General features: G+C 68.4%; 22 protein-coding genes and 1 tRNA gene. 11 read left to right on the forward strand and 12 right to left on the reverse strand.

The genetic code is table 11. The features are described 5' to 3' along the window. Window positions 1-67 precede the first annotated feature (67 nt). From E0H75_RS44535 to E0H75_RS05780, 5 genes are read left to right on the forward strand one after another with little or no spacing between them, the layout of a single operon-like run. The gene (locus E0H75_RS44535) at window positions 68-1,222 is read left to right on the forward strand and encodes a DNA polymerase III subunit beta family protein (protein ID WP_131512016.1); all 1,155 of its coding nucleotides are present in this window, start codon (window positions 68-70) and stop codon (window positions 1,220-1,222) included. After that, window positions 1,219-2,394: an MFS transporter gene (locus tag E0H75_RS05765; protein ID WP_165553466.1), complete on the forward strand. Its 1,176-nt coding sequence runs from the start codon at window positions 1,219-1,221 to the stop codon at window positions 2,392-2,394. The genes E0H75_RS44535 and E0H75_RS05765 overlap by 4 nt, the downstream gene beginning before the upstream one ends. Continuing rightward, window positions 2,391-2,915, forward strand: coding sequence for an AAA family ATPase (locus E0H75_RS05770; protein WP_131512020.1), 525 nt, complete (start codon window positions 2,391-2,393; stop codon window positions 2,913-2,915). The genes E0H75_RS05765 and E0H75_RS05770 overlap by 4 nt, the downstream gene beginning before the upstream one ends. Before the next feature lie 24 nt (window positions 2,916-2,939). Then, window positions 2,940-3,173 (forward strand): hypothetical protein, encoded by a 234-nt coding sequence (locus E0H75_RS05775; protein ID WP_131512022.1) that lies wholly within the window; start codon window positions 2,940-2,942, stop codon window positions 3,171-3,173. After that, window positions 3,173-3,565 carry a type II toxin-antitoxin system VapC family toxin gene (locus tag E0H75_RS05780; RefSeq protein ID WP_131512024.1) on the forward strand — a complete coding sequence of 131 codons (393 nt, stop codon included), beginning with the start codon at window positions 3,173-3,175 and terminating at the stop codon, window positions 3,563-3,565. Before E0H75_RS05775 ends, E0H75_RS05780 begins: the two co-directional genes overlap by 1 nt. Window positions 3,566-3,567: 2 nt before the next feature. Here E0H75_RS05780 and E0H75_RS05785 read toward each other — a convergent pair whose 3' ends face one another. After that, window positions 3,568-4,257 (reverse strand): hypothetical protein, encoded by a 690-nt coding sequence (locus tag E0H75_RS05785; RefSeq protein ID WP_131512026.1) that lies wholly within the window; start codon window positions 4,255-4,257, stop codon window positions 3,568-3,570. 80 nt (window positions 4,258-4,337) lie between these two features. On the opposite strand from E0H75_RS05785, the gene E0H75_RS05790 reads away from it, so the two are divergent. Together E0H75_RS05790 and E0H75_RS05795 are read left to right on the forward strand one after the other, a co-directional pair. Further along, a complete protein-coding gene (locus E0H75_RS05790; RefSeq protein ID WP_202872834.1) occupies window positions 4,338-4,937 on the forward strand; it encodes a DJ-1/PfpI family protein in 600 nt (199 codons plus the stop codon). After that, window positions 4,934-5,410 (forward strand): MarR family winged helix-turn-helix transcriptional regulator, encoded by a 477-nt coding sequence (locus E0H75_RS05795; RefSeq protein ID WP_131512029.1) that lies wholly within the window; start codon window positions 4,934-4,936, stop codon window positions 5,408-5,410. Before E0H75_RS05790 ends, E0H75_RS05795 begins: the two co-directional genes overlap by 4 nt. On the opposite strand, the gene E0H75_RS05800 is transcribed toward E0H75_RS05795, so the two are convergent. Beyond that, window positions 5,388-7,907, reverse strand: a complete 2,520-nt coding sequence (locus E0H75_RS05800; RefSeq protein ID WP_131512030.1) for a polysaccharide lyase family 8 super-sandwich domain-containing protein — start codon at window positions 7,905-7,907, stop codon at window positions 5,388-5,390. The two genes, E0H75_RS05795 and E0H75_RS05800, sit on opposite strands and share 23 nt — an antisense overlap. A 99-nt stretch (window positions 7,908-8,006) precedes the next feature. Then, the gene (locus E0H75_RS42920) at window positions 8,007-10,133 is read right to left on the reverse strand and encodes a DUF8094 domain-containing protein (protein ID WP_165553468.1); all 2,127 of its coding nucleotides are present in this window, start codon (window positions 10,131-10,133) and stop codon (window positions 8,007-8,009) included. Between the two features lie 182 nt (window positions 10,134-10,315). On the opposite strand from E0H75_RS42920, the gene E0H75_RS05810 reads away from it, so the two are divergent. Further along, window positions 10,316-10,906 (forward strand): TetR/AcrR family transcriptional regulator, encoded by a 591-nt coding sequence (locus tag E0H75_RS05810; RefSeq protein WP_131512031.1) that lies wholly within the window; start codon window positions 10,316-10,318, stop codon window positions 10,904-10,906. A gap of 216 nt (window positions 10,907-11,122) precedes the next feature. On the opposite strand, the gene E0H75_RS05815 is transcribed toward E0H75_RS05810, so the two are convergent. Next, window positions 11,123-11,193, reverse strand: a tRNA-Gly gene (locus tag E0H75_RS05815). Window positions 11,194-11,526: 333 nt separating this feature from the next. Between E0H75_RS05815 and E0H75_RS05820 the strand changes: the two genes are divergently transcribed. Beyond that, on the forward strand, window positions 11,527-11,970 hold the full coding sequence (locus tag E0H75_RS05820; protein ID WP_238162854.1) for a MarR family winged helix-turn-helix transcriptional regulator: 444 nt from the start codon (window positions 11,527-11,529) through the stop codon (window positions 11,968-11,970). A gap of 173 nt (window positions 11,971-12,143) precedes the next feature. Next, window positions 12,144-12,719, forward strand: coding sequence for a dCTP deaminase (dcd, locus tag E0H75_RS05825; protein ID WP_131512032.1), 576 nt, complete (start codon window positions 12,144-12,146; stop codon window positions 12,717-12,719). Between the two features lie 48 nt (window positions 12,720-12,767). On the opposite strand, the gene E0H75_RS05830 is transcribed toward dcd, so the two are convergent. The 4 genes from E0H75_RS05830 to E0H75_RS42925 form a co-directional block, all read right to left on the reverse strand. Further along, complete coding sequence (locus E0H75_RS05830) at window positions 12,768-14,279, reverse strand: hypothetical protein (protein ID WP_131512034.1); 1,512 nt, start codon at window positions 14,277-14,279, stop codon at window positions 12,768-12,770. A 137-nt stretch (window positions 14,280-14,416) separates the two neighbouring features. Then, window positions 14,417-14,683: a hypothetical protein gene (locus E0H75_RS05835; protein WP_131512036.1), complete on the reverse strand. Its 267-nt coding sequence runs from the start codon at window positions 14,681-14,683 to the stop codon at window positions 14,417-14,419. Window positions 14,684-14,771: 88 nt separating this feature from the next. After that, a complete protein-coding gene (locus E0H75_RS05840; RefSeq protein ID WP_238162855.1) occupies window positions 14,772-15,602 on the reverse strand; it encodes a DUF4097 family beta strand repeat-containing protein in 831 nt (276 codons plus the stop codon). Continuing rightward, window positions 15,599-16,345, reverse strand: a complete 747-nt coding sequence (locus tag E0H75_RS42925; RefSeq protein ID WP_165553470.1) for a hypothetical protein — start codon at window positions 16,343-16,345, stop codon at window positions 15,599-15,601. Before E0H75_RS42925 ends, E0H75_RS05840 begins: the two co-directional genes overlap by 4 nt. 111 nt (window positions 16,346-16,456) lie before the next feature. Here E0H75_RS42925 and E0H75_RS05850 point away from each other — a divergent pair, with 111 nt between their 5' ends. After that, window positions 16,457-17,251 (forward strand): SDR family NAD(P)-dependent oxidoreductase, encoded by a 795-nt coding sequence (locus E0H75_RS05850; protein WP_238162856.1) that lies wholly within the window; start codon window positions 16,457-16,459, stop codon window positions 17,249-17,251. A gap of 52 nt (window positions 17,252-17,303) precedes the next feature. On the opposite strand, the gene E0H75_RS05855 is transcribed toward E0H75_RS05850, so the two are convergent. The 4 genes from E0H75_RS05855 to E0H75_RS05870 all read right to left on the reverse strand — a co-directional run bounded on the left by E0H75_RS05855 (window position 17,304) and on the right by E0H75_RS05870 (window position 22,893). After that, on the reverse strand, window positions 17,304-18,158 hold the full coding sequence (locus E0H75_RS05855) for a discoidin domain-containing protein (RefSeq protein WP_131512043.1): 855 nt from the start codon (window positions 18,156-18,158) through the stop codon (window positions 17,304-17,306). Next, window positions 18,155-19,738: an alkaline phosphatase D family protein gene (locus E0H75_RS05860; RefSeq protein WP_131512044.1), complete on the reverse strand. Its 1,584-nt coding sequence runs from the start codon at window positions 19,736-19,738 to the stop codon at window positions 18,155-18,157. Before E0H75_RS05860 ends, E0H75_RS05855 begins: the two co-directional genes overlap by 4 nt. 120 nt (window positions 19,739-19,858) lie before the next feature. Next, window positions 19,859-20,650, reverse strand: coding sequence for an SCO4651 family lipoprotein (locus tag E0H75_RS05865; protein WP_131512045.1), 792 nt, complete (start codon window positions 20,648-20,650; stop codon window positions 19,859-19,861). Between the two features lie 86 nt (window positions 20,651-20,736). Next, complete coding sequence (locus E0H75_RS05870) at window positions 20,737-22,893, reverse strand: (Fe-S)-binding protein (RefSeq protein ID WP_131512046.1); 2,157 nt, start codon at window positions 22,891-22,893, stop codon at window positions 20,737-20,739. Window positions 22,894-22,994: the final 101 nt, after the last annotated feature.

Below are 22,994 nucleotides of genomic sequence, written 5' to 3' on the forward strand. Positions count from 1 at the left end.
GTGGGTTGGTTCAGGGCCGGGGTCGCGGCATTGACCTTCGAGTTGGTTCAGGGGTGAGGGTCGCGGCATGACTTCGAGGTTGACGATCAGTGAGTTCGCCCGGCTGGTGGGGTTGGCGCCGAGCGCCCTGCGGTTCTACGACGACTGCGGCCTGCTCCCGCCCGCGTCGGTGGACGGCTCCAACGGCTACCGCTATTACACGCCGTCCCAGCAACCCCGCGCGCGGCTCCTGCGCGACCTCCGGGAGATCGACCTCCCGCTGGCCGAGGTCCGCCTGGCCCTGGACGCCGACCCCGCGGAGTTGGCGGTTCTCGTCCGCGCACACCTCCGCACCGTCGAGGCCAAGACGGCCGCCGCCCGAGCCGCAGCCGACCACCTCCTCACTCACCTGACTGCCGACCACACCCGAGCAGTCCTAGGCGGCCCCGAATTCGCCAGCGCCATCCGCCAGGTAGCCCCCGCCGCCGCAAACCCCACCACCCCACCACCCACGTCACCCACACCCACGTCAGCCGAGGCCGCCTCAGCGCCTCCCGCTCCGCCAGCGGGCTCGGCCTCTGCCTCTTCGGCCTCAACCACCACCGCGTCGGCTCCTGAGGGGGCGGCGGGGGTGTTGGCTGCGCTTGATTGTGTGTTGGTTGAGGTGGGGGCGGATGAAGTGGTGTTTGTGGCGACGGATCGGTATCGGTTGGCGGTGCGGACTGTGCGGCCGGTGGAGTTTGACGGGGCGGCGGGGCGGGTGCTGGTGCGGGCGGATGAGCTGGCCGGGCTGAGCCGGTGGGCGGCTGCGGGTGAGGTGGTGGAGCTCGAGATCCGGGGTGAGGGTGCGGTGATCGTGCGGGACGGGGAGTCACGCGAGATCGCGGTGGTGGACGCGGAGTACCCGGCGTACCAGGGAATCCTCGACGGCCTCGCGCCCCCGGTGTGCCGAGTGGTTGTGGACCGCGCGGCGCTGCGGGCGGCGCTGGAGGGGCGCGAGGTTGTTGCCTTCGACATCGGTTCCGGGGAGCTGCGGATCGATGATGGCGGGCCGATCGAGGTGATCGGGACGGGCGCGGCGCGGATCGGGTTCACGGCGTCGTTGCTCGCGGCGGCCCTCGACGTGAGTGTCGGTCCCGACGTACTGCTCGAGATCTGCGCCCAGGACCGGCCGGTCGTCGTACGCTCGGCCGACCAGGGCACGTTCACCACGCTCGTCATGCCCGTCCGGCTGGACGGGTGAACCGGAGCTACTACGGCTGGCTGGCAGGCTCCACACTCTCGGCGTTCGGCGACAGCGCGCTCTTCTTCGCCCTCGGCTGGGCGGCGACCGGCATCGCGCCGCACATCGCCGGCCTCGTCCTGACCGCCTTCTCCCTGCCGCGCGCCGTACTCCTCCTGCTCGGCGGCGTCCTCGGCGACCGTTGGGGTCCACGCCGCATGCTGCTCGTCTGCTCGGCCGTCGTCGGCACCTGCTGCTTCGCGCTGGCAGCCGTCGCCTCAAACGTCACCGCTGCGCTGTTGCTGGTGACCGCAGCCGTAGTCGGGACGGTCGACGCGTTCGCACTGCCCGCCGCGGGCGCACTGCCTCGGTTGTTCGTGACAGAGGAGGAACTGCCGAGAGCGATGGCGTTGCGTACGTCGGTCACGCAGACCGTCACGCTCGGGGCCGGACCGATCAGCGGCGTGATCGTTGCCTTTGTCGGTCTGGTGGGTGCGTTGGTGGTGGATGGGGTGACGTTCGCCGTCCAGTTTCTGGTGCTTCTCGCGATCAGACCGCCGTACGACGTGGGTCCTGAGCGTGCACCGCGGTCGGTACTGCGGGAGGCGGGCGACGGGATCCGGGTGGCTTGGCGGGATCCGGTGCTGCGGAGTGTGCTGCTGGTCGTCGCGCTAGTTGCGGCGTTCGTGCTGCCGGTGCGGTCGTTGTGCGTGCCGTTGCTGGCCCGCGCAAACGGTTGGACCGCGTCGGAGACCGGTCTGGTTGTCGGTGTGGGCGTGGCCGGCGGGTTGATCGTGACGCTGCTCGTGGCGCGGTTCGGAACGTTCACACGACCGGGATTGGCCGGCGGGCTGGGGTGCTTTCTGGCGGCGGCCGGGATCGCCGGTCTGGGTGCGGCGACGTCTGTTGCGGTCGCGGTCGGTGTCACGTTGGTCCAAGGAGTCGGCGTCGGGATCTTCACGTCGCACATCGCGCCGGTGTTCGTCCGCAGTACGCCGCGATCGCACCTCACCCGCCTGCAGTCGCTGCTGTCGTTGGCGCAGACGATCCCGCTGCTCGGCTCCACCAATCTGCTGGCAGCACTCGACATCCAGGGTGCTCTGGTCCTGTCCGCCGTGGCGACTGCGGTCGCCGGGATCGCGCTCCTCCGCCTCGAACCGATCACCGCAGCGGAGCGTCGTACCGCAACATGACGATCATCTGGGTGAACGGGACGTTCGGTGCGGGGAAGACGACGACGGCCGGGAAGCTGGTCGAGCTCACCGAGGGGACCCGGCTGTTCGACCCCGAGTACGTCGGCTACATGCTGTCGGCGAACCTGAAGGACCAGCAGTTCACCGACTTCCAGCAACTGCCGCCGTGGCGCACCCTCGTCCCCGTCGTCATGGACGAGGTCGCCCGCTTCACCGGCCAGCACCTGGTCGCCGTACAAACAGTCCTGGTCGAGGACTACTGGCGCGAGATCTCCACCGCCCTTCACGCCCTCGGCCATCCCGTGATCCACGTTCTCCTCGACGCCGACGCCGAGACCCTCCACACCCGCATCGACGCCGACCCCGAAGGCAAAGACATCCGCCCCTGGCGCCACGACCACGTCCCCGAATATCAAGCCGCCCGAACCTGGCTCCTCCCCACCGCCGACCTAGTCATCGACACCACCAAACACACCGCCGACTCCGCAGCCACCCAGATCAAGGAGTCGTTGGCGCTGTAAGACATTGTGTCTTACATTGGGTGCATGGCAGACACGATCACGATTCGCACCGATGCGGAGACTGAGCATGCGCTGGACGTGCTGACGCACGACGGCAGTTCGCGCTCGGCGGCGATCAGGCTGGCGGTGCTCGAGGCCGCCCAGCGCAGAGAGCGTGCTGCCGCGATGCGTCGCGCAGTACTGCGGATGCCCCTCGGCGAGCCCGACGGAGTGGATGTCGCCGCCGAGATCTCGCGCGACCGGGAGGGCGAGCGCTGATGATCTACCTCGACTCGGCCGCCATCGTGAAGCTCGTGCACGCCGAGTCCGAGTCACTGGCGTTGCGGTATTGGCTCGACGAACGAGCCGACGTCGGGTGGGTGAGTTCGGTGCTGGCCGAGATCGAGTCGGCCCGGGCGCTGGCCCGGCACGCGCCCGAGGCGGTGACCCGGCTGCAGTTGGTCCTCGACCTGATGGACCTGGTGGAACTGGACGCCGGGACGCGGATCCTCGCGCAGACTGTGAAGCCGGCGGTCGTCCGCAGCCTGGACGCGATCCACCTGGCCACCGCCCTCCGCATCCACCCACAGATCACGTCGTTCGTCACCTACGACAAACGCCTGGCCGACGCGGCCCACTCAGCAGGCCTAATCGTCGACCTGCCTGCATGAGCTCAGTTCCTGGGTTCCAGGGGGTATGGCGATCGGCCGGTGAAGTGGCGGGGATTGCCGTAGTCGAGGTTGTCCTGGCCGCCGAAGTTCGTGTGCAGGAACTGCTGGGATGATCTCGCGCGACTGAAGTAACCGGCTCCGTACGGCGCGAAGGCGGGACCGGCGTCCCAGTACGGGAGTTGATGTCCGCCCTGTTCGACATAGCGGATCGACGGCTGCGTGCCTGCCGTGATGCGGGCGGCGTCGTCTGCGCACGCGGGGAGCCTCCGGGTGCCGCGTCCTGGCTCGGTCCACAGCACGTCAGCAGCCGACGGACCGTGCTGTGGGTTGAAGAAGCACGGCACCCGCTGCTCGGGCACCGACTGCTCGGCGATAGTCGACGTATAGCGCAGTACGGCGTACTGCGCGTCGGCCAACGTCTGCGTGATCGCGCCGGCCGCAACCGGGTCCCGGAAAGCCCGACTCGCCTCGAGTGCAGAGGAGTAGGCAACCCCTGCCTGTGTGTAGTCGGTCGAGCCACTCTCTGGCAGCTGCCGATACAGCTCTCCGAATCGAGTGACGTCGTCCGCCACCATCGCGCGCAAGGACGCCAGTTGTTCGGCCGCCAGTTGCAGTCGCAGGTGCCGACGCCACGCGAACCACCCTGCGATTGCGATCCCCACTACCCCCAGGCTGATGAACAGCCACAACATCTTCCAACGCTACAGAGGTAGGGCGGTGCTGTACATAAGTCTTCTTGACAACATGTTGTCGTTGTGACAGTATGTTGTCTATGAGAACAGCTTATGCGGCGGTGTATGAGACGTGGGCGGACTGGGAGATCGGGCATCTGCTGGTCGAGTTGCGGACTGGGCGGTTCACGGGGGTGCCGTGGACGGTGGTGACTGTGGGGGAGACAGTCGAGCCTGTGGTGACGATGGGTGGGATGCGGATCGTGCCGGACGTGGCGTTGGCTGACGTCGAGCCGGATGAAGGGGATCTGCTGGTGCTGGCGGGGTCGGGTCAGTGGGACGACGGGCGCGGGGACGAGTTCGCGAAGTTGGCGCAACGGTTCCTCGACGCCGGCATTCCGGTGGCGGCGATCTGTGGCGCGACGGCTGGGCTGGCGCGGGCCGGGTTGCTGGACGAGCGCAAGCACACCAGCGCGGCGAAGGAGTACCTGCAGGCGACCGGTTACCAGGGCAGCGACAACTACGTCGACGAGCGAGCGGTCATTGGCGGCGACCTGATCACGGCCGGACCGGACTCGCCGGTGCAGTTCGCGCGGGCGACGCTGCAGCGGCTCGGCCTCGCGGACGAACGCAAGCTGGATGCGTACGAAGGCGTGTTCCACCGCGCCGACCCATCGGCGTACCCGATCCTGGTCGGATGACGGTTCCACCTCGCAAGGAGTGGCCGCAGCCGGGGCCGGCGACGGAAGGTGGTGTGCTGGTGACCGACGTCATCCTCGCCACCTTCCGGCTGAACGCCCGGCTGATGGAGGCCGCCCAGGACCTGGCCGCGCACGGCGGGCTGACCGCCGCGTGGTGGCAGGTCCTCGGCGGCGTCCTGGATGAGCCGCGGTCGGTCGCCGAGGTCGGCCGCATCATGGGCGTGAGCCGGCAGGGCGTCCAGCGCATCGCCGACCTGCTGGTCGAACGCGGCCTGGCCGAGTACCAGCCGAATCCGGCGCATCGCCGCGCCAAACTGCTCGCCTGTACTGAGGCCGGCTACTGGGCGATCCGGCAGATCGCCGTCGCCCAGCACCCGTTCGCCGCCCAGCTCAGCAAGGACGTCGCCCTCGACGACTTGCGAACGACGCTCGACACGATGCGGACCCTGATCACCAGGCTGGAAGAAGCCTGACCGTCATGCTGCGCCCGTAGGTGTGCCGCGTCGTGAACGTCAGCCGCGTCCCGGTCACCGTCCGCACGATCTGTACGCCGGGATCCGCGGACTCCGGCCGGAGGTACTGCGCCCACAGGTTCACCGTGATCGTGTCGCGCTGCGTGGTCGGGTCCGCCACCGCAACCGTGGTCGTCCGATCGGCATGCCGTTGCAGCAACACGGACGCGGGCCCGTCGATCGTCAGTCCCGGCAGGTTGTGATGACCGGACGTGAACGTGTTCGCACCGGTCAGCCGCAGCCCGAGATGCTGGATCGCCTGCAGCCGTGACGTGTTCGCCAGTACCGCGATCCGCCCGTGCTGGTAGCCGCGCAACGCGGATTCCGTTGCGTTAGGCACCAATGCGTACGCGAGCGACCGCGTCGCCCGGGCCGGCTGCGAGACGGTCAACCCGAACACCTGCTTGGTCACCGCCGTGTCCGGATTCGACGTCCGCACCACCCGCCGGCTCCGCGTGACCGCCTCGAGCCCGACCGAGATCTGACTCGGCTGCAGGAAGTAGTACCCGAGCGCCACGCCGCCATCCGTGTACCGCAGCCACCGCGGATCCGTCGTACCCGTCCCACTCCACGGGCGTCCATCCCGACGTACGCCGGTGATCGCGACCGGCGCGCCCGGTGCCGCGATGCGAGTGTCGAGAGTCGTCGTCACGGCCCGCGACTTGTCGCCCACCCCGGCCGCCAGAACGACGATCTCGTCGTCCAGCAGGAACCACGACTTGGTCGCCGACGCGTTCCGGTAGACCACGAAGTCGTCCGGAAGGATGTCGCGCGACGCGTAGGCGAAGTCGTCCGACTGCACCCACCCGGTCGCACCGTACGCGCCGAGCGTCGCGCCGCCGGAGTACGCGTTGGTCCCGACCGGGAAGTACACGTAGGTGTTCTGCGACTCCGACGACGAGGTGAAGTTGAGCGGGTGCGACGGATTGTCGTAGTACGGCGTCCCGTAGAGCTCCGGGATCGTTTTGCGGGTCTCGACCGGCGCGGTCACGCCGCCGAGCGCGTACGGCGAGACGGTGGTGAAGTAGTCGATCCCGAACGCCTGGGTCTGGTCCTGGCCGGCCAGGTAGAGGTAATGCGCGCCGTCGCCCTGGAACCACGGCATCAGATTCTCGCCACTCATGTACTCGTACTTGCTGATCCGCGCCGAGTTCCGCGCCAGTGCGAACGCGAAGCCGGGCCGCCGGTGCACGGTCCGGTCCATCGCGTTGAACGCCGTACTGCTCGCCGCTGGGTTGAGGTCGGCCGGGACGATCGCCGGGTCGGCCTGGATGTCGGCGTACCGGGCGACGCTGACCGGCGAGACGAAGCTGGTCGGGTTGATCGTCGGCCGCGACGTGAACTTCGCGAACGACTTCAGCCGGCCGGCGTCGTCACCCGTGGCGTAGTCGGCCAGATCGACGATCGCCTCCACCACGACGGCCACGTCGGCGTACCCGGTGCCGGTCCGCGAGACCGCGCGGCCCTTGACGATCTCCATCATCCAGCCCTCGAAGATCAGCGGCGCGAACCCGTCCTCGACCCAGCCCTGCACCACCCCGACCAGGTCGTCGCCCTGTGCGTAGTCCGTCCCGTCGAGCACCTTGATCGTCTGCACGACCCGGCTGAGCAGGCCCTTCCCGTACGACCCGGTGTAGGCGACGGACGCGTGCTGGATGAACGAGCCGTCGGCGTAGTACCCGTCGGTGACGCCGTGCTGGAGGTTGTACGGGTCGACGGTGGCGAAGACGGTGAACTGGTCCTGCAGCGCCTTCCGGATCCGCGCGTCGTCACCCGTCAGTGCGCCCTGCAGTACCCGGTTCGCGGTGATGTCGACGAGGTTGGCGCCGGTGTGGAAGCGCGAGTCGAGGTCGACGTCGCCGTCCTTGCCGTTACGCAGATACGCGTCCATCGAGGCGACGTACGTCGTGATGAGATCGGCCGGGGCGTCGATCAGGGCCAGCGTCTTCGACACGAACGTCGAGATGCCGATCTCCCAGGTGAACCAGTTGCCGTAGTACCCCTTCGACTGGTCGCCGTAGTAGTTGTCGTGCAGCCAGCCGAGCTTCTCGGCGACCCTGGCGCGGACCTGCTCGTTGCCCTGCAGGTCGGACGCCGGGCCGGGACGCCGGAACGCGAGCGCGATCTCGTAGAGGTGCTGGTACGACGCGCTGAGGTTCGGGTCGCTGGTGCCGAGGGGGAGACCGCCGAACAGTTCGCCCGCGCCGGCGGTGTCCAGCGCCGCCAGCCAGGTCCGGGCGGTGTTGTCGAGGCTGGTGAGCTTGGCCGCGACCTCGGTGCGCGCGTTGGACTCCGGCGTACCGGCGTAGATGCCGATCGCGTTGGTGAGCAACTGGCCGGGGCCGGCATCCATCGCAGTCATGGTCTCGGCCGCGCGGGCGGCGGGTGCGGGGTTGACCGCGGTCAGCAGCGCGGTGGCGGGTACGAACGACAGCAGGCGGCGACGGGTGATGTCCACTGGTACTCCCGGGCGGATGGGAAAAACCTCACACCCGGAGTCAACCAGCCGGAACTATCCTTCAGCAACCGCTTGCCGCTGACTAATCAGGAACGCGGCTCAGGACCCTCCTGCGCCGACCAGCTGCCCGTCCATCGAGATGATGCGGATGGTCCCGCAGCTCGCCTTGGTGGGGATGACCAGCGCGACCTGGTGCAGGTAGTCCTGGTGCAGGGTCTGCGTGTACTTGACCATGCTGCTGAACGCGGTCGCCTCACCGCTGGTCCAGTACGCGTTCGAGCCCGGCTCGACGCGCTGCAGGTACTGCTCGGTCAGGGCCAGGAAGACGAGCGCCTCGCCGGACGACGTGATGAAGGTCAGCGGCTCGCCGGACGGGGTGAAGGTGTCCGAGACGCTCGCGATGTACGTCTCCTTGGCGTCCGCGACCTTCGACTTGGCGCGCTGCTCGAGGAGCTTCGCGGACCCGGGTGAGGGGACGAAGTACTTCGCCCGCGCGGACTTCGCGCCGCCGGACAGGTACGCCGCCAGGTTGGTGGCAGCGGAAGCCGGCAGGCTGTACAGCTTGTCCAGATCGGCCTTCTGTGGCGTCCGCAGCCCCTCCATTGGCGGCAGCTTCATGGAGGCAGACGGGTAGACCGAGTTGGTCAGCAGCCACGGCGTACCCGCGCTCTGCCGCTGCCAGACGCCGAGCTGGCGGCTCTCCGGCTCACCGGAGACGCCGGAGCTGACCACGAACCGCATCGGGTACGACCCGAACTCCGGAGCGCCGATCTGCGGATCGGTGTAGGTGAACGGCTTGGTCGAGTCCTTGCCGGCCGCGTCGAGTGTGCGGCTGATGACGAACCCGGCGCGGGTCTGCGCCAGGGTCGGATCCGCCTCGATCGTCTCGGACAGCTTCGCGTCGCGGTTCGCGTTGGCGCGGTTGTTGAGCTGGTTGTACTTCGCGACGACGGCCTGCGCGTCGGCGAGCGTGACGGCGGGGCGGGTGTCGGAGGCGACGATGCTGTTCTTGGCCGGGAGCAGACCGCAACTCGTTGTCGTTAGCAACAAAGCGCCGCTGGCCAGGAGTGCGGCCGTCTTCCGGACCGCCTCGTCACTCTTCTCGAACTCCGGCGACTCCACCAGCGACACCGTCTCCGGCTCGACGACCGGCTCGACGACCGGCTCCTCGTACGGTGCCTCGTACGGTGCCTCGTGCGGTGCCTCGTCGTACGCCGGGGCGCCTGCGCCGACCGGGGTGAGGAGGGCGGGGGACTTGGCTCGGGCGACTGCGGCCGGGGACATCAGCATGGGGGCGGCCGGGATGGATTGCTTGGCCGGCTTCGGCTGGGGCTGCGGGTAGGTGATCGCCGGCAGGCAGACCGGGATCTCCTCGGTGATCGGTTCGTCGGCAGGCGCTCGGTACGCCGGGGGATCGGTCGCGACCGGCGCGAACGGGCTGATCCGCTCGGGCGCGAAGGGCGAGACCGGCTCGACGGCGGGCGCGGAGGCGGCCGGAGTGGCGGCGACCGGGGTTGCGGCGACCGGGGCGGAGGTCGACGGCGCGGAGGACGCCGGCAAGGACCGAGCCGGGGGCGGGACGGACGCGATGCGCGCTGGTGTGAAGGCTGGGACCGGGGTGGCCGGGCGGCGGCGGAAGGCGAGGGCGAGGCCCAAGGCGAAGAGAACGATGCCGGCGCCGAGGACGAGCAGGCAGATGCCGAAGGCACGGTGCACCTCGACGCCGAAGCGGACGTCGGCGCCGACCGCCGGGCTGCCGTCCGCGTTCATCACCACGACGTCGAACTTGCCGTCCTCGATCGGCCAGGCGATCGACCGAGGGCCGTTGCCACCCGACTTCGCGACCCACCAGTCGAGGTCACCGGGCGGTGTCAGCCGCGGGATGCCGCCGCGCATCTGCTGGGTGCTGAACGTCGACGGAAGGTCGTACCGGATCACGCGGGTGTGGGCCGCGCCGGCCAGGTAGTTGGAGACGTCCAAGTCCTGTCCGACGCCGACGAACACGGGCTTGTCCCCGGTCGCGGTCACGTGCAGGGTCGGGCCGTGCCGGTCCAGCAGATCTGGCGCGGTGATGACGGCCAGGCCCTTGCTGGTCAACGGCTGACTGCCGGTGGAGATCGTGTTGTCCGGGCCGACCAGCCAGAAGGCGGCCGCGGCTCCGGCGACGGTGACGACCAGGCCTATCAGGGTCAGCAACAGGCCCAAGGCGGTGCGGGCGAAACGCATGAAGAGGCTCCCGTTGGTACGACGAACCCAGTCCGCGGCGGGTGGACCGGGCAACGAGCACCCACGCGGGCCCTCTCCGGGTCCCGCTGTTCACCCGTTGCCATTGACTAACTGATCCAACAAGGATCTGTTACTGTCTCGTCATTAACGAATGACGGTTCACAAACTCGAGGGTGGTGGGGATGGCTCGGCCGCGGCTGGTCAGCGACGACGCGGTCCTGGACGCCACCCGCCAGGTCCTCGCCGAGCTGGGACCGGTGAAACTGACGCTCGCGGCGGTCGGTGCCCGCGTAGGTCTGGCGGCTCCGACTCTGGTGCAGAGATTCGGCTCCAAGCGCGGTCTGCTGCTTGCCTCCGCCGCCCGGTCGCCGGTGATGGTGCTGCGGGCGGCCGAGGAGGCCGAGGCGCGCAACACCTCCCCCTTAGCGACCCTGCGGGACTTCGCGCTGACGGCCGTTGCCCACATCAAGCACCGCGAGGAGCTCGGCAACGGGCTCGGATTCGTCCAGCTCGACGTCGCCGATCCGGAGTTCCGCAAGCACGCGCTGGCGCACTCCGCCGCGATCGTCGACAGCTGCGCCCGGTTGTACCGCGCGGCCCAGGACGCCGGCGAGCTGCGCCCGGATGCCGACCTACCGGCGCTGGCTCGCCACACCCTTGTCTGTTTCAACGGCGCGCTACAGGTCTGGGCAGTGAACGGCTGGGGCTCGCTCAGTCAGTTCCTCTCCGAACAACTGGACCTGCTGCTCGCGCCCTACCTCACCCAGGACTGACGCTGTTCTTCCGCGTGCTGGTCGCGGCCACAGCTGGCCAGCCGAAAGTCTGCCGTTTCCCTTAGGAGCGTTGGCGCACCGACCCACCGCCCGCAACCACATCCCCCAGTCCGTTGACCGAGGCAACAGTCAGGTAGATCAACCGTTTGAGTAGGAGCGAAAAGCAAAGGAAAAGTCCAGGTCGCGAAACGACCCGGACTTTGTCCTGACAAGCGGAGCGGGTGACGGGAATCGAACCCGCACTGTCAGCTTGGGAAGCTGATGTTCTGCCATTGAACTACACCCGCGCTGCCTGGCGGTGGGACCCGGCAGGCGGTGAAGAGCATAGCCGATCGGGCGGGCCGCGGGCACGCCGGGTGCGGCGCGGCGGACCCGGTGGTTGCTGCCGGATCAACCGAACGGGACGAAGACGATGCCCGGTGCATCGAAAAGACGGGTGCGCGCGGTTTGCGCGAGGGGTTCTTGGGGAGTTTTCCACAAAGGGCACGCTCAGGACTGGGCAGGTTGGTCATCTTCTGGCAGATTAGAACGCGTTGCCGGGGGCAACATTTGACGCAACGTGAGGACACGGTCCTCGGGACCGGACAAGATGGTTGCGGGGCAACTGGATGAAGGGGTGAATGGTGGCAACAGACACGAGTGACGCGCTGGAGAACCTAGAGAAGGAGCTCGTCACAATGGCGCGGCGGCTGCGCAGCCTGCAGCGGACGCTGTCCGACGAGGCGCACCCGGACCTGGAGCCGGCGCAGTACGCGTTGCTGAACCACGTCGAGGAGTTGGCGCCGGTGCGGATGGCCGACCTGGTAGCCGCGCTCGAGGTGGACAAGGGCCCGGTCAGCCGGGCCTGCGCACGACTGGAGGAGGAGGGTCTGCTGAAGCGGGCCGCCGACAAGTCGGACGCGCGGGCGACTCTGCTGACCCTGACCGCGGCCGGTAAGCGCAAGCTGACGGCGGCCCGGAAGAAGCGGCACAAGGTGATCGAGGATCTGCTGAAGGACTGGTCGCCGGCGCAGGTGAAGACCTTCGCCACCCAGGTGTCGAGGTTCAACAAGCTGGCCGACTGATCGTTGCCTGAGGCCCGGGTTTCGGTGCGCCGCAACGGTGCCGGAACCATCGCCGGGACGGTCTGGTGGTGAGGTCACGCCGGGGAGCTGAGGGCTCCGGACGATCCGCCACCAGGCACCCGAACGGGCCGGCAGAACTGGGCGGAGAGGCAGCACGCTGCTAAGTTCCTGTCGTGCTGCTCTCCGACCGTGACATCTTGGCCGAGCTCGACGCGAAACGGGTCCAGCTGGATCCGTTCGATGCTGCGATGGTGCAGCCGTCGAGTGTCGACGTACGGCTGGACCGGTTCTTCCGGGTGTTCGAGAACCACAGGTACCCGCACATCGACCCCGCCGAGGAGCAGCCCGACCTGACCCGGCTGGTCGAACCCGACGGCGAGGAGCCGTTCATCCTGCATCCCGGTGAGTTCGTGCTGGGATCGACGTACGAGCTGGTGACGCTGCCCGACGACGTGGCGGCGCGGCTGGAGGGCAAGTCCTCGCTGGGCCGGCTCGGGTTGCTCACCCACTCCACCGCCGGCTTCATCGACCCGGGCTTCTCCGGGCACGTGACGCTGGAGCTGTCGAACGTGGCGACGCTGCCGATCAAGCTCTGGCCCGGGATGAAGATCGGCCAGCTGTGCTTCTTCCGGCTGTCGTCGCCGGCCGAGCATCCGTACGGCTCGGCGAAGTACGGCTCCCGCTACCAGGGCCAGCGCGGCCCGACACCGTCGCGGTCGTACCAGAACTTCCACCGCACCGACGTCTGACAAGAGAAATAGGCCCCGGGGATCCGGGGCCTCTTCGCATCAGCAAGGTCAGGCGGTCGGCTTCAGGTAGACGAGGACCGACTGCAGGTCGCCGGAGCCGTAGCCACCGCCGCCGTTCGGCAGCTGTCCATAGACGCCGCCGTACGGCGATACCGCGTCCGGCGACACCAGCTTGCCGTCGTAGAGGCTCATGTCACTCCCACCGGCGGACCTGCTGTCCGACGGGGTGTCACCGGCCGTCGGGGAGTCATTGCCCGAGGGAGTGTCGCCGGCCGATGGGCTGTCGCTCGAACTCGCGCTCGGACTGCCGGATGTCGACGCGCTCGGGAGGTCCTGACCCGTCTTGGCGTCCAGCAGCACCGGCTGCTTCTCCGTCTGCACGTATACGACTCCGTGGAACGCTGCGGTCACGCGGGGCACGACGCGTCCTCCGGACTCGCTGGTGAAGCCCCACGCCTTCTTGCCGGTGCTGTCGTCGAACCCCAGGATCTCCTGCGGGCCGGTCACCGCGGCCTCCCTGCAGACGATCGAGCTCACCTGGTCCCAAGTGCAGTCGTAGCCACCAGAGTCCCGAGCCGACAAACCCGGTGCCGACCTCACCACGGCGCCCGTTGACAGGTTCACCGAGAAGAGTGAGGCGGTCTCGCTCATGGTGGCCCCCGCGTACACCGTGCCATAGAAGAACGCGTGCTTGGCGCCGCCGGGAAGCGGCTTCAGGAAGCCCTGCTTCAGCGGGATCTGCTGCGTGACCTTGCCGGTCGCACCGTCGATGAGCAGGACCCCGGCGTCGCCGGCGTCGGTCTTGCTCTCCTGCTTCGCGCCCGCGACCACACCGTTGTGTACGGCGCCCGGGACGACGTCCGGCACGACGGTGGACTTCTTCGTCTGGGGGTCCGCGTACACCGTCGCGTTCTGCGTCTTCACGGTCAGATTGCCCCGGGCGGTCACACCGATGGCGACCTGGCCGGTCTCCGGATCGTACTGCGCGGCGATCAGACTCGGCAGACCGGCCGCGGCGATGCCGGTCCCGTTCACCGTGCTCACCGGCGTGGACACCTCGGCGAGCTTCTGCCCGGACGCCACGTCGATCCACTGCACCAGCACCAGACCCTGCGGCTTCTGAGTACCGTTGCCCTTGTCGGCCTCCCCGTAGGCGATCACCGCGACGTCCTTGCCGTCGACCTTGACCGCCATCGGGTCGGTCACGTCGCTGACTGTGGTGGTGTCCGCCGCGGTCGACTCGATCTCCCAGGCTTTGCTCGGGTCGACGACGTCGCGGCCGGTGAGACCCCGGTAGTTGGCGACCACGGCGACCTGGCCGACCATGCCGAGCTTGGGTTCGTCGTACAGCTCCCGGCCCTTGAAGTCGGGCACGGGGTAGGCCGCAGCGGCGGTGAACGCCTTGGGAGGATCGAACGACGGTGCTGCCGGTGTGGTCGGCGTCGAGGCCTGCTGGCCGTTGTCGCCGCCGGAGCTTGATTCGGAAGCCTTGTCGTCACCGCCGCTGCAGCCGGCCAGCAGCACGACCGCAGCGGTTGCGGTGATCAACGGACGCAACATCGTTGTTTCTCTCCCCAGTTTGAACCAAGAGTGACGGCGTGAACGCTAGCAGCGTCCGAAGGTCCGAACCGTCACCAAACCCAGGCGTTGCAGCAAGTTGCAAAGCGCGGCCGCCGGGCCGTTGATCGGCGAGCCGGTCATCGGACGACCGACAGGCCGGTACGGCGGTGGCCGGCCTGCGGCTCGACCAGGCTGCGCTGCGAGTCGAGGCGGCGCTGCGAGTCGAGGCGGCGCTGCGGGTCCAGGCGGTCGGCGATCCGGCGCAGGACGCCGGCCAGTTCGTAGCGGGGTCCGCTGGTGCGGGTCCGGGTGGCCTTGCGGCCGTGCCGCTCGGCGCGGGCCTCGGCGGCGCGCAACTGCTCGTTGACGCGGTGGCGGGCAACCTCTTGGTGTTCGGTGATCATCGTTGTGCTCCCCTCTGGATGGTTTTCGGCAATGCTTCGCCCAGGTCCCGCCGGGCCGTTGCCGGCGGGACCTCCTGGGTGGTGGGTGTCAGACCTTGGTGACGGTGATGTCGCCGGAGACGGTGCGGGCCCGCAGCATCAGCGCGCGGTCGCCCTCGGCCGGCTTGTCGCTCGGCTCCAGATCGCACCGGATCCGTCCGGTGACCGTCTTCAGGTCCAGGTACGTCGGGACGCCGTCGGGTACTCCGATCTGGACGTCCCCACGGGCCGTCTCGGCCTGGATGCTCGGCGCGTCGGCGATCTCGACCGTGACGTCGCCGGAGCCTGAGGTGGCGACCGAGTGGTCGCGGATCCGCTCGATGGTGATGTCACCCGAGCCGACCTTGACGCTGGCGGGGCCGGCCACGTCGCCGACCCGGACGTCGCCGGAGCCGGTGCTCAGCCCGACCGCGTCGCCAGCCTCGCCGATGTTGATCTCGCCGGAGCCGGTGCTGCCGCGAACGGAGCCCGCGACGTACTCGGCCCGGACGTCGCCGCTGCCGGTGTTCACCGCGAGGTCGCCCTCGACCCGGTCGAGACGGACGTCGCCGGAACCGGTCGACAGCCGTGCGGTGGCCAGCGGCGCCCGCGAGTTGATGTCGCCGGAGCCGGTCTTGATCCGGGCTTCCATGGTCGCCGGGGTGGCGATCCGGACCTGGATCTCCGGTCCGCGGCGGACGTTGCGCGGGCCCTCGATGATCAGTTCGCCGTCGCGGACCGCGACGACGACGTCGTCCTCGGTGCCACTGTCGACCTCGAGCGAGACTGTCGTCTCGGTGCCGTCGGTCGGCACGATCTCGACCAGGCCGGAGCCGATCTCGATCCGGAGCTTCTCGATCTTGGTCGCGTCCTCGACGATCTGCTGGCTGAAGCCGCTCACTGCGCCCACCCCGTCATCCGCTGGCCCGGGCCGTGGCCGCCACGGCGACGGCGGTCCCGGTCACGGTCGTCGCGGTCCCGGTTGCGGTCGCGGCCACGCCGGCCGCGCTCGGGTCCGAAGACGCCCTCGTCGCCGAAGGGGCCACCGGGACCGAACACGCCGTCCGGTCCGAAGACTCCGTCGGGTCCGAGCGGTCCGTTCGGGCCGAGCGGTCCATCCGGACCGAAGACGCCACGCGGCGGACGCGGGGGCCGGGGCGGGCGGTTGCCGCGGCGGTTCCGGTCGCCCAGCTCGGTCATCACGGTGCGCATCAGCCACGCGTTCGAGGAGATGCCCTCGGCCGCGGCGGCCTCGTCCACCTTGTTCTTCACCGACATCGGCAGCCGCAGCGTGATCCGCGCGGTCGGCTCGTCGGCGTCCAGGGTCACCTGGTCGGTGTCCTCGGTCTCGGTGTCGTCATCGGTGTCGTCGTCGGCCTCGTCGGGGCCGGTCAGCTGGCTCGGGGCCGGCGTGACCACGAACTCGGGACGGCCACCGGCCATCCGGAGCTCGACCGAACCGGGGGACAGCTCGCGGCTGATCTCCCCGGCGGCGTCGGACAGGGCTGAGATGAGGGCCAGGCGGCCCGCGTCATCCAGCGTGGCCCCGAGGCGCTGCGCCACGGAGCGAGTTTGATCGTCGGCCAGGGCGGTGGCGTTCTCCACGCTTCGCCGGACCGATTCGAGATAGTGGTCAAGTTCCATGTCTAGAACTATGACGTCATGGTGACGTCACTGTCAACCCCTTCTGATGTCATGGCGTCGTCATGGTGGCGCCAAGGCAGAATGTGGGTCAGTCGAAGACCGGGAGGAACAGTGTCCAGAGGAGTACTCGTCACAGGCGCGTCCAGGGGAGTCGGCGCCGCCGCCGCGCGGGCGTTCGCGCGGGCCGGCGACCGAGTCGTGCTGCACTGCCGCGGTGCGGTCGACCGGGCCGAGGAGGTACGCGCGAGTCTCCCTGGCAGCGGCCACGCGGTGGTCACCGCGGATCTCGGTGACGCGGCCGCAATCCCTTCCCTGGTTGACGAATCGGCCGCTGTGCTCGGCCGGATCGACGTACTGGTGAACAACGCGGCGTTGTTCGTCGACGAGCCCGTCGCGGGGTCGCGCCGGATCGGGCATCCGCTCGCGGAGACGCCGTACGACGAGTGGGTCGCGGCCTGGCGTCGTACTCTCGCGGTGAATCTGGAAGGGGCGGCGCACGTGACCTGGTGCGTGGTGCGGCAGATGCTGGACAAACAGCCTGAGGAGGGCGGCCGGCGGGGCGCGATCGTCAACGTTGGGTCACGCGGCGCTTACCGGGGAGAGCCTGACGTGCCCGCGTACGGCGCTGCGAAAGCCGGATTGCACGCTCTCGGGCAGTCACTGGCGGTATCGCTGGCGCCACATGACATCACCGTGACGTCAATTGCGCCCGGATTCATCGCCACCGACATGACCGAGTCGTTCCTGGCGGGTCCCGGCGGCGACGCGATCCGGGCGCAGAGCCCGTTCGACCGCGTCGCCACCGCCGAGGAGGTGGCCGACGCGGTCTACTGGCTCGCGTCGCCGCAAGCGACCTGGTCCAGCGGCTCCGTCATGGATTTCAACGGTGCCTCATACCTTCGTTGACAGCTGTCTCGCAGTGTCCCGACAGGATTAAGAGATGGAGGAAGTGGGGGGACTAACTCCCGTAGACGTCGAGTTCGACGATGCGGGAGTAGGCGTGGTCGTTGCTGTCCAGGCAGAGGATGCGTACGGCGTCCGCCTGGACCGGATCGAACGTCGACGTCACGTGCCCGAGGGTGTTGCCCCGGACCTGGGTGACGGTCTGCCAGTCGCCGCTGCCGCTGCGGACCTGGACGTCCCAGTCCCGCAACCCGTTGGTCAGGGCCGGGTACTTGGTCGAGTCGAGCGTGTAGAGCTCGACCCGGTTGACGGTGGTCGGTGCGGCCAGCGCGACGTCGTAGTCGTCGGGGAAGACCGCGCGGGTGCCGTCGTTCCAGCCGGTCAGGGTGTCCCAGTGTTCGGAGTCGTTGTCACCGTCGAGCGCGCCGCAGAGCGTGAAGTTGCCGTGCGTTGACGACGCGGCGGCCTGCTCGCCCAGCGCGAGGTTGCTGCCCGGGCCCTTCGAGGGCAGCGGATTCACCGTCACTGGGACAGTCAGCCGCGTCTTGTCGACCTGGAGGTCGATCTTGTAGCTGCCGGGCTTGGTGTCCCGCGGAACGCGGACCTCCACCGGTGCGGACACCGGCTGGTCGGGGTCGACGGCCGGGAGCCAGGAGGAGAACAGTTCCCGGGACAGTTGCAGCGGACCACTCGGGTCCAGGGTCAGGTCGGCGTACCGATCCTCGCGGCCGGTGTTGGTCATGGTCAGTGTCAGGTTGCCCGGGAAGCAGGGCAGGCCCACCACGCTCAACTGCTGCGGATCGGTGCTGACCTGTACGTCGGTTGTTGCCTGAGGCATCGAGCCGGACGTGATCAGGGTTGTTGCGGCCACAGCTCCGAAGGCGACGGCCGACTGCCAGCGAATGCTCATGCCTGCACCTCCGAGATGCCTGGGCGGCCGTCCTCGACGAGGAGTTTGGCGCGGGAGCTGACGGCGCCGTTCTGGACGCTGACCTTGTCGACGACGCGGTAGTCGGAGATCCACCGCTGCGGGGTGATGCTGCAGCTCACGTACCCGCGCTGGAAGTTCCCGAATTTCATATGCGGGTTCTCCTTGAGCAGGGTCGCGCCACCCGGATCGAGGTCCATCCCGTCGATGCCGGATGTGATCGACGTACCGACGAACTCGGCTCCGACGGTTGCGGACGCCGGATCGGTGAAGTCGAGCTTGAGGTCCGAGGCGACGCTGCGGTGCAGGTCGCCGGCGATCGAAACCAGGTTGCGGACCTTGCGTTGCGCGGCGCCACCGAGGACCCGGTCGCGGGAGGCTTCGTACCCGTCCCAGGTGTCCATCGGGACCAGGACGTCCGGACCGTCCTTGGTGTCGAGGCGGGCGATCGCGGTCTGGTGCGCCATCACGTTCCAGCGCGAACGCGACGCCGTCCAGCCGTCAAGCAGCCACTTCTCCTGCGCGGCACCGGTGATCGTGCGGGCCGGGTCCTTGGACTCCGGACCGGGCGCCTTGGTGCCGTCGCCGTTTGCCTGGTCCGAGCGGTACTGCCGGGTGTCGAGCACGCTGAACTCCGCCAGCCGGCCGAACTGGAACCGCCGGTAGAGCTGCATGTCCGGGCCCTTCGGCAGTTGGGCGAGCCGCAGCGGCATGTGTTCCCAGTACGCGCGGAACGCGTTGGCGCGACGTACCAGGAACTGCGCGGGCGGCGCACTCGGGTGCGCGTCGTCGGCCCAGTTGTCGACCACCTCGTGGTCGTCCAGCGTGACGATCCACGGCGCGACCGCGTGCGCCTGCTGCAGGTCCGGATCGAGCTTGTACGCCGCGTACCGCTGGCGGTACTCGTCCAGCGTCACGCACTGCTGCGTGATGTAGGGCTCGTTCGAGTCCGGCCGGATGCCGCGGTCGATGCCGAACTCGTAGATGTAGTCGCCGAGGAAGAACACGACGTCGTGGTCGCGCTTGGCCATGTCGGCGTACGCCGTGTACCAGCCCTCCCAGTTGGCCTGACAGGACGCGAAGGCCAGGGACAGGCTGGAGAGGTTGGCGTCTGCCGGCGGTGCGGTCTTGGTCCGGCCGACCGGACTGAACCGCCCGTTCACGCGGAAGCGGTACCAGTAGTGCCGCCAGGGACGCAGCCCTCGTACGTCGACGTGCACCGAGTGACTCGACTCGGGCCGAGCCTGGGTCGTGCCGTGACGGACGACCCGGCGGAAGTGCTCGTCCTCCGCGACCTGCCATTGGACTTCGACCGGGCGGCGATCCATCCCGCCGAACGGCGCGAGCGGCTCCGGTGCGAGCCGGGTCCAGATCACCACCCCGTCCGGCAGTGGGTCACCCGAGGCGATCCCGAGGGTGAACGGGTCTCGCCGGTCGGTGCGGCCGGTGGCGCCGGCCATCGCGCTCCCGATCTCGGGAAGACTGCCGGTCAGCGCCAGTCCGGCCGCCGCTCCGGTCAGGGTCAGAAAGGTTCGTCGAGTACTACCCACGCGCAAGCTCATCGGCACCAGTCCACCCGATCATCCGTCGGTGATCACTTCTGGGACAGGTAAGTTTCTCCCTGTGTAACATGAGGCTACGAGAAGTTCTCACCGACGAATGTGATCTGACCGGATCCGGCCTCAGCGCGCGAGTTTGCTCGCCGGCGGTGCGGTGATGCTGACCGGCTTGTTGTACTCCGACATAGTCATCACCATCGACACGCCCATCAGCGCGAACGACATCCGGCGAACCAGGTGCGCCTTGTCCATCCAGAGCGAGTAGGTCAGCGTCTTCGGCACGCCGGCCGGGACCTTCTTGCCCTGGGCCGCCAGCGCCTTCGCGGTGTTCACGGTGACGTCGTACCGGTCGAGCTTCTGGCCGCCGATCGTCTCGGTGCGGACGAACTTCAGGCTCGCCATGCTCGAGTCGAACGACTTGTAGATCTTGGTCGGGTCGCCGCCGTCGAGCAGTTCGCCGAGCTGCCCGGTCTGCTTGCTGTCGACCGTCACGAACTTGCCGGCCGGCGTGGTGCCGGGGATCGACACGTAGAGGACACCCTTGACCAGCAGGATCTTCGCGGTCCCGGTGCCGAACGCGGCGCCGGTCATCTCCATCGACATGGCGGCCGGCTTCGAGGTCTGCACGCCCTTCATGCTCATCACGGTGGTGCCGTCGGCGGTCATCGTGCCGACGATCTTCCACGACTTCTGCTTGGACAGTGCGGTGGTCATCGCCGGGACGAAGGTCGTCCGGTTCAGGTGCACCACCGGCGCCTGCTTGAGCGGCTCGGCGGTGGTGGTTGCCGCCGGCGTCGCGGCGGGCATCTGCCCCCAGTCGCGGCCGGCTTCGGGCTTGTCGTTGTTACCGCAGGCGGCCAGGCCGAGGGCCAGTGGCAGCGTGGCGACCGTGGCCACAGCGGCACGGAACTTCATGATTCTGCTTCCTCCCCAGGTGATGCGAGGACCGGATCCTACGGCCCGCATCACCTGCGAGGGAAGTGATTTGCAGCTACCTGCACTCAGCCGCGCTTGACCGAGGCGAGGAGCAGTTGGGCGACGTCCTGGACCTCGACGGACTCGCGGGCGGTGCCCTCGGCCTGCTGGGCGGTGAGGCCGTCGGACAGCATCACCCGGCAGAACGGGCAGCCGGTGGCGATCTTGTCCGCGCCGGTGCCGACCGCCTCGGTGGTCCGGTTCAGGTTGATCCGGCTGCCGATCTTCTCCTCCATCCACATCCGGGCACCACCGGCGCCGCAGCAGAACGACTTGGTCTTGTTCCGCGGCATCTCGGCGTACTCCGCGCCCGGGATGATGTCGAGCAGTTCGCGCGGGGCGTCGTACACCTGGTTGTGGCGGCCGAGGTAGCACGGGTCGTGGTAGGTGATCTTCTGGCCGTTGAGGGTGCTGTCGGCCGGCGCGACCGGAGTCAGCTTGCCCTCGCGGACCAGGCGGTTCAGCAGCTGGGTGTGGTGGATGACGTCGAGCTCGACACCGAGCTGGGAGTACTCGTTCTTCAGTGTGTTGAAGCAGTGCGCGCAGGTGGAGACGACCTTCTTCGCGCCGGTCTCCTTGAAGACCTCTGCGTTCTGCATCGCCAACTGCTGGAAGACGAACTCGTTGCCGGACCGCCGGGCCGGGTCACCGGTGCAGGTCTCGCCGTCGCCCAGTACGGCGAAGCTGACACCGGCGATGTTCAGCAGCTCGGCGACCGCCTGCGTGGTCTTCTTCGCACGGTCCTCGAAGGCGCCCGCGCAGCCGACCCAGAACAGGTACTCGACCTCGTCCAGCGTCTCAACGTCTGCACCAACCTGCTTGACCTCGAACGGCAGGTCCTTGGCCCAATCCATCCGGCCGGACGGGTTCATGTTCCACGGGTTGCCCTTGTTCTCCAGGCCCTTGAACAGGCCGTTGAGCTCGGACGGGAACGACGACTCGATCAGCACCTGGTAGCGGCGCATGTCCATGATCGCGTCCACGTGCTCGATGTCGACCGGACACTGCTGCACGCACGCACCGCACGACGTACACGCCCACAGCGCGTCCTCGTCGATCACCGCGACATCGGCGGGACCGACCAACGGCTTGTCCTGCTCGGCGAGCACCAACTCGGGCAGCGACTTGCGCTCGTCGTCGGACGACGCCAGCAGGTACGGCGCCTTGGCGTACGCGTGCTCGCGCAGACCCATCATGATCAGCTTCGGCGACAGCGGCTTCTCGGTGTTCCAGGCCGGGCACTGCGACTGGCACCGGCCGCATTCGGTGCAGGTGGTGAAGTCGAGCAGGCCCTTCCAGGTGAAGTCCTCGACCTTGCCGACCCCGAGGGCCGCGTCCTCGTCGAGCTCCTCGATGTTCTCGAAGTCGATCGGCGCGCCGTTGACCATGATCGGCTGCAGGGCGCCCAATGCCAGACCGCCGCCGTCACTGCCAGGCTTGCGCTTGAACCAGATGTTCGGCCAGGCGGTGAACCGGTGCCAGGCCACCCCCATGGTGGCGTTCAGCGAGATCGTGATCATCCAGGCGAACGAGATCAGGATCTTGATCATCGCGACCAGGTAGACCATGGTCTCCAACGCGGACACGCTCAGCCCGCCGAAGAGTGCCTCGCCGACGAAGAACGTACTCGGGAAGTGGAACTTGCTGCCCGCGCCCAACTCGTACTCCAGGCCGCGCAGCAACAGGATGCAGATCAGTACGCCGAGAATCGTGTACTCGACGTAGTACGCCTGCCAGGCGGTGGAACCGAAGAACCGGCTGTAGCGGCCCTTCTCGCCCTTCGGCAGGTTGCGCAGCCGGATCGCCATCAGCCCGATGATCGAGACCAGACCGGTCCAGGTGAGGAACTCGCTGACCCACTCGAAGACGAACCAGTGGCCGATCACCGGCAGCGCGTAGTGCGCGTCGAACAACTGGCCGAACGCCGTCACCAGGCTGAGGAACAGCCCGATGAAGCCGAACGCGACGAACCAGTGCAGTACGCCGATGTGGCTCCACTGCAGCATCCGGGTATGACCGAGCGACTCCTTGACCAGCGTGGTCGTGCGCTGCCCCGGACTGTCGGTCCGCCCGGCCGGCAGGCCGAGCTTGATGACGGACACCATGTGCCCGATCGTCTTGCCGAACAACGCGACCCCGACCGCGGCGACCGCGAGCGAGACGACGATGGCGAGGATCTGCATACCAGCGATGTTATTGGTTGGTTACCCGCGAGTCATGTCGGTGTCGGGCTCGTCACGCCAGAGATGTGATTGTGCCCTCACCGATACAGAGGTTCCGCAGG

It is taken from the genome of Kribbella capetownensis (genome assembly GCF_004331485.1).
GTDB classification, from domain to species: Bacteria; Actinomycetota; Actinomycetes; order Propionibacteriales; family Kribbellaceae; genus Kribbella; species Kribbella capetownensis.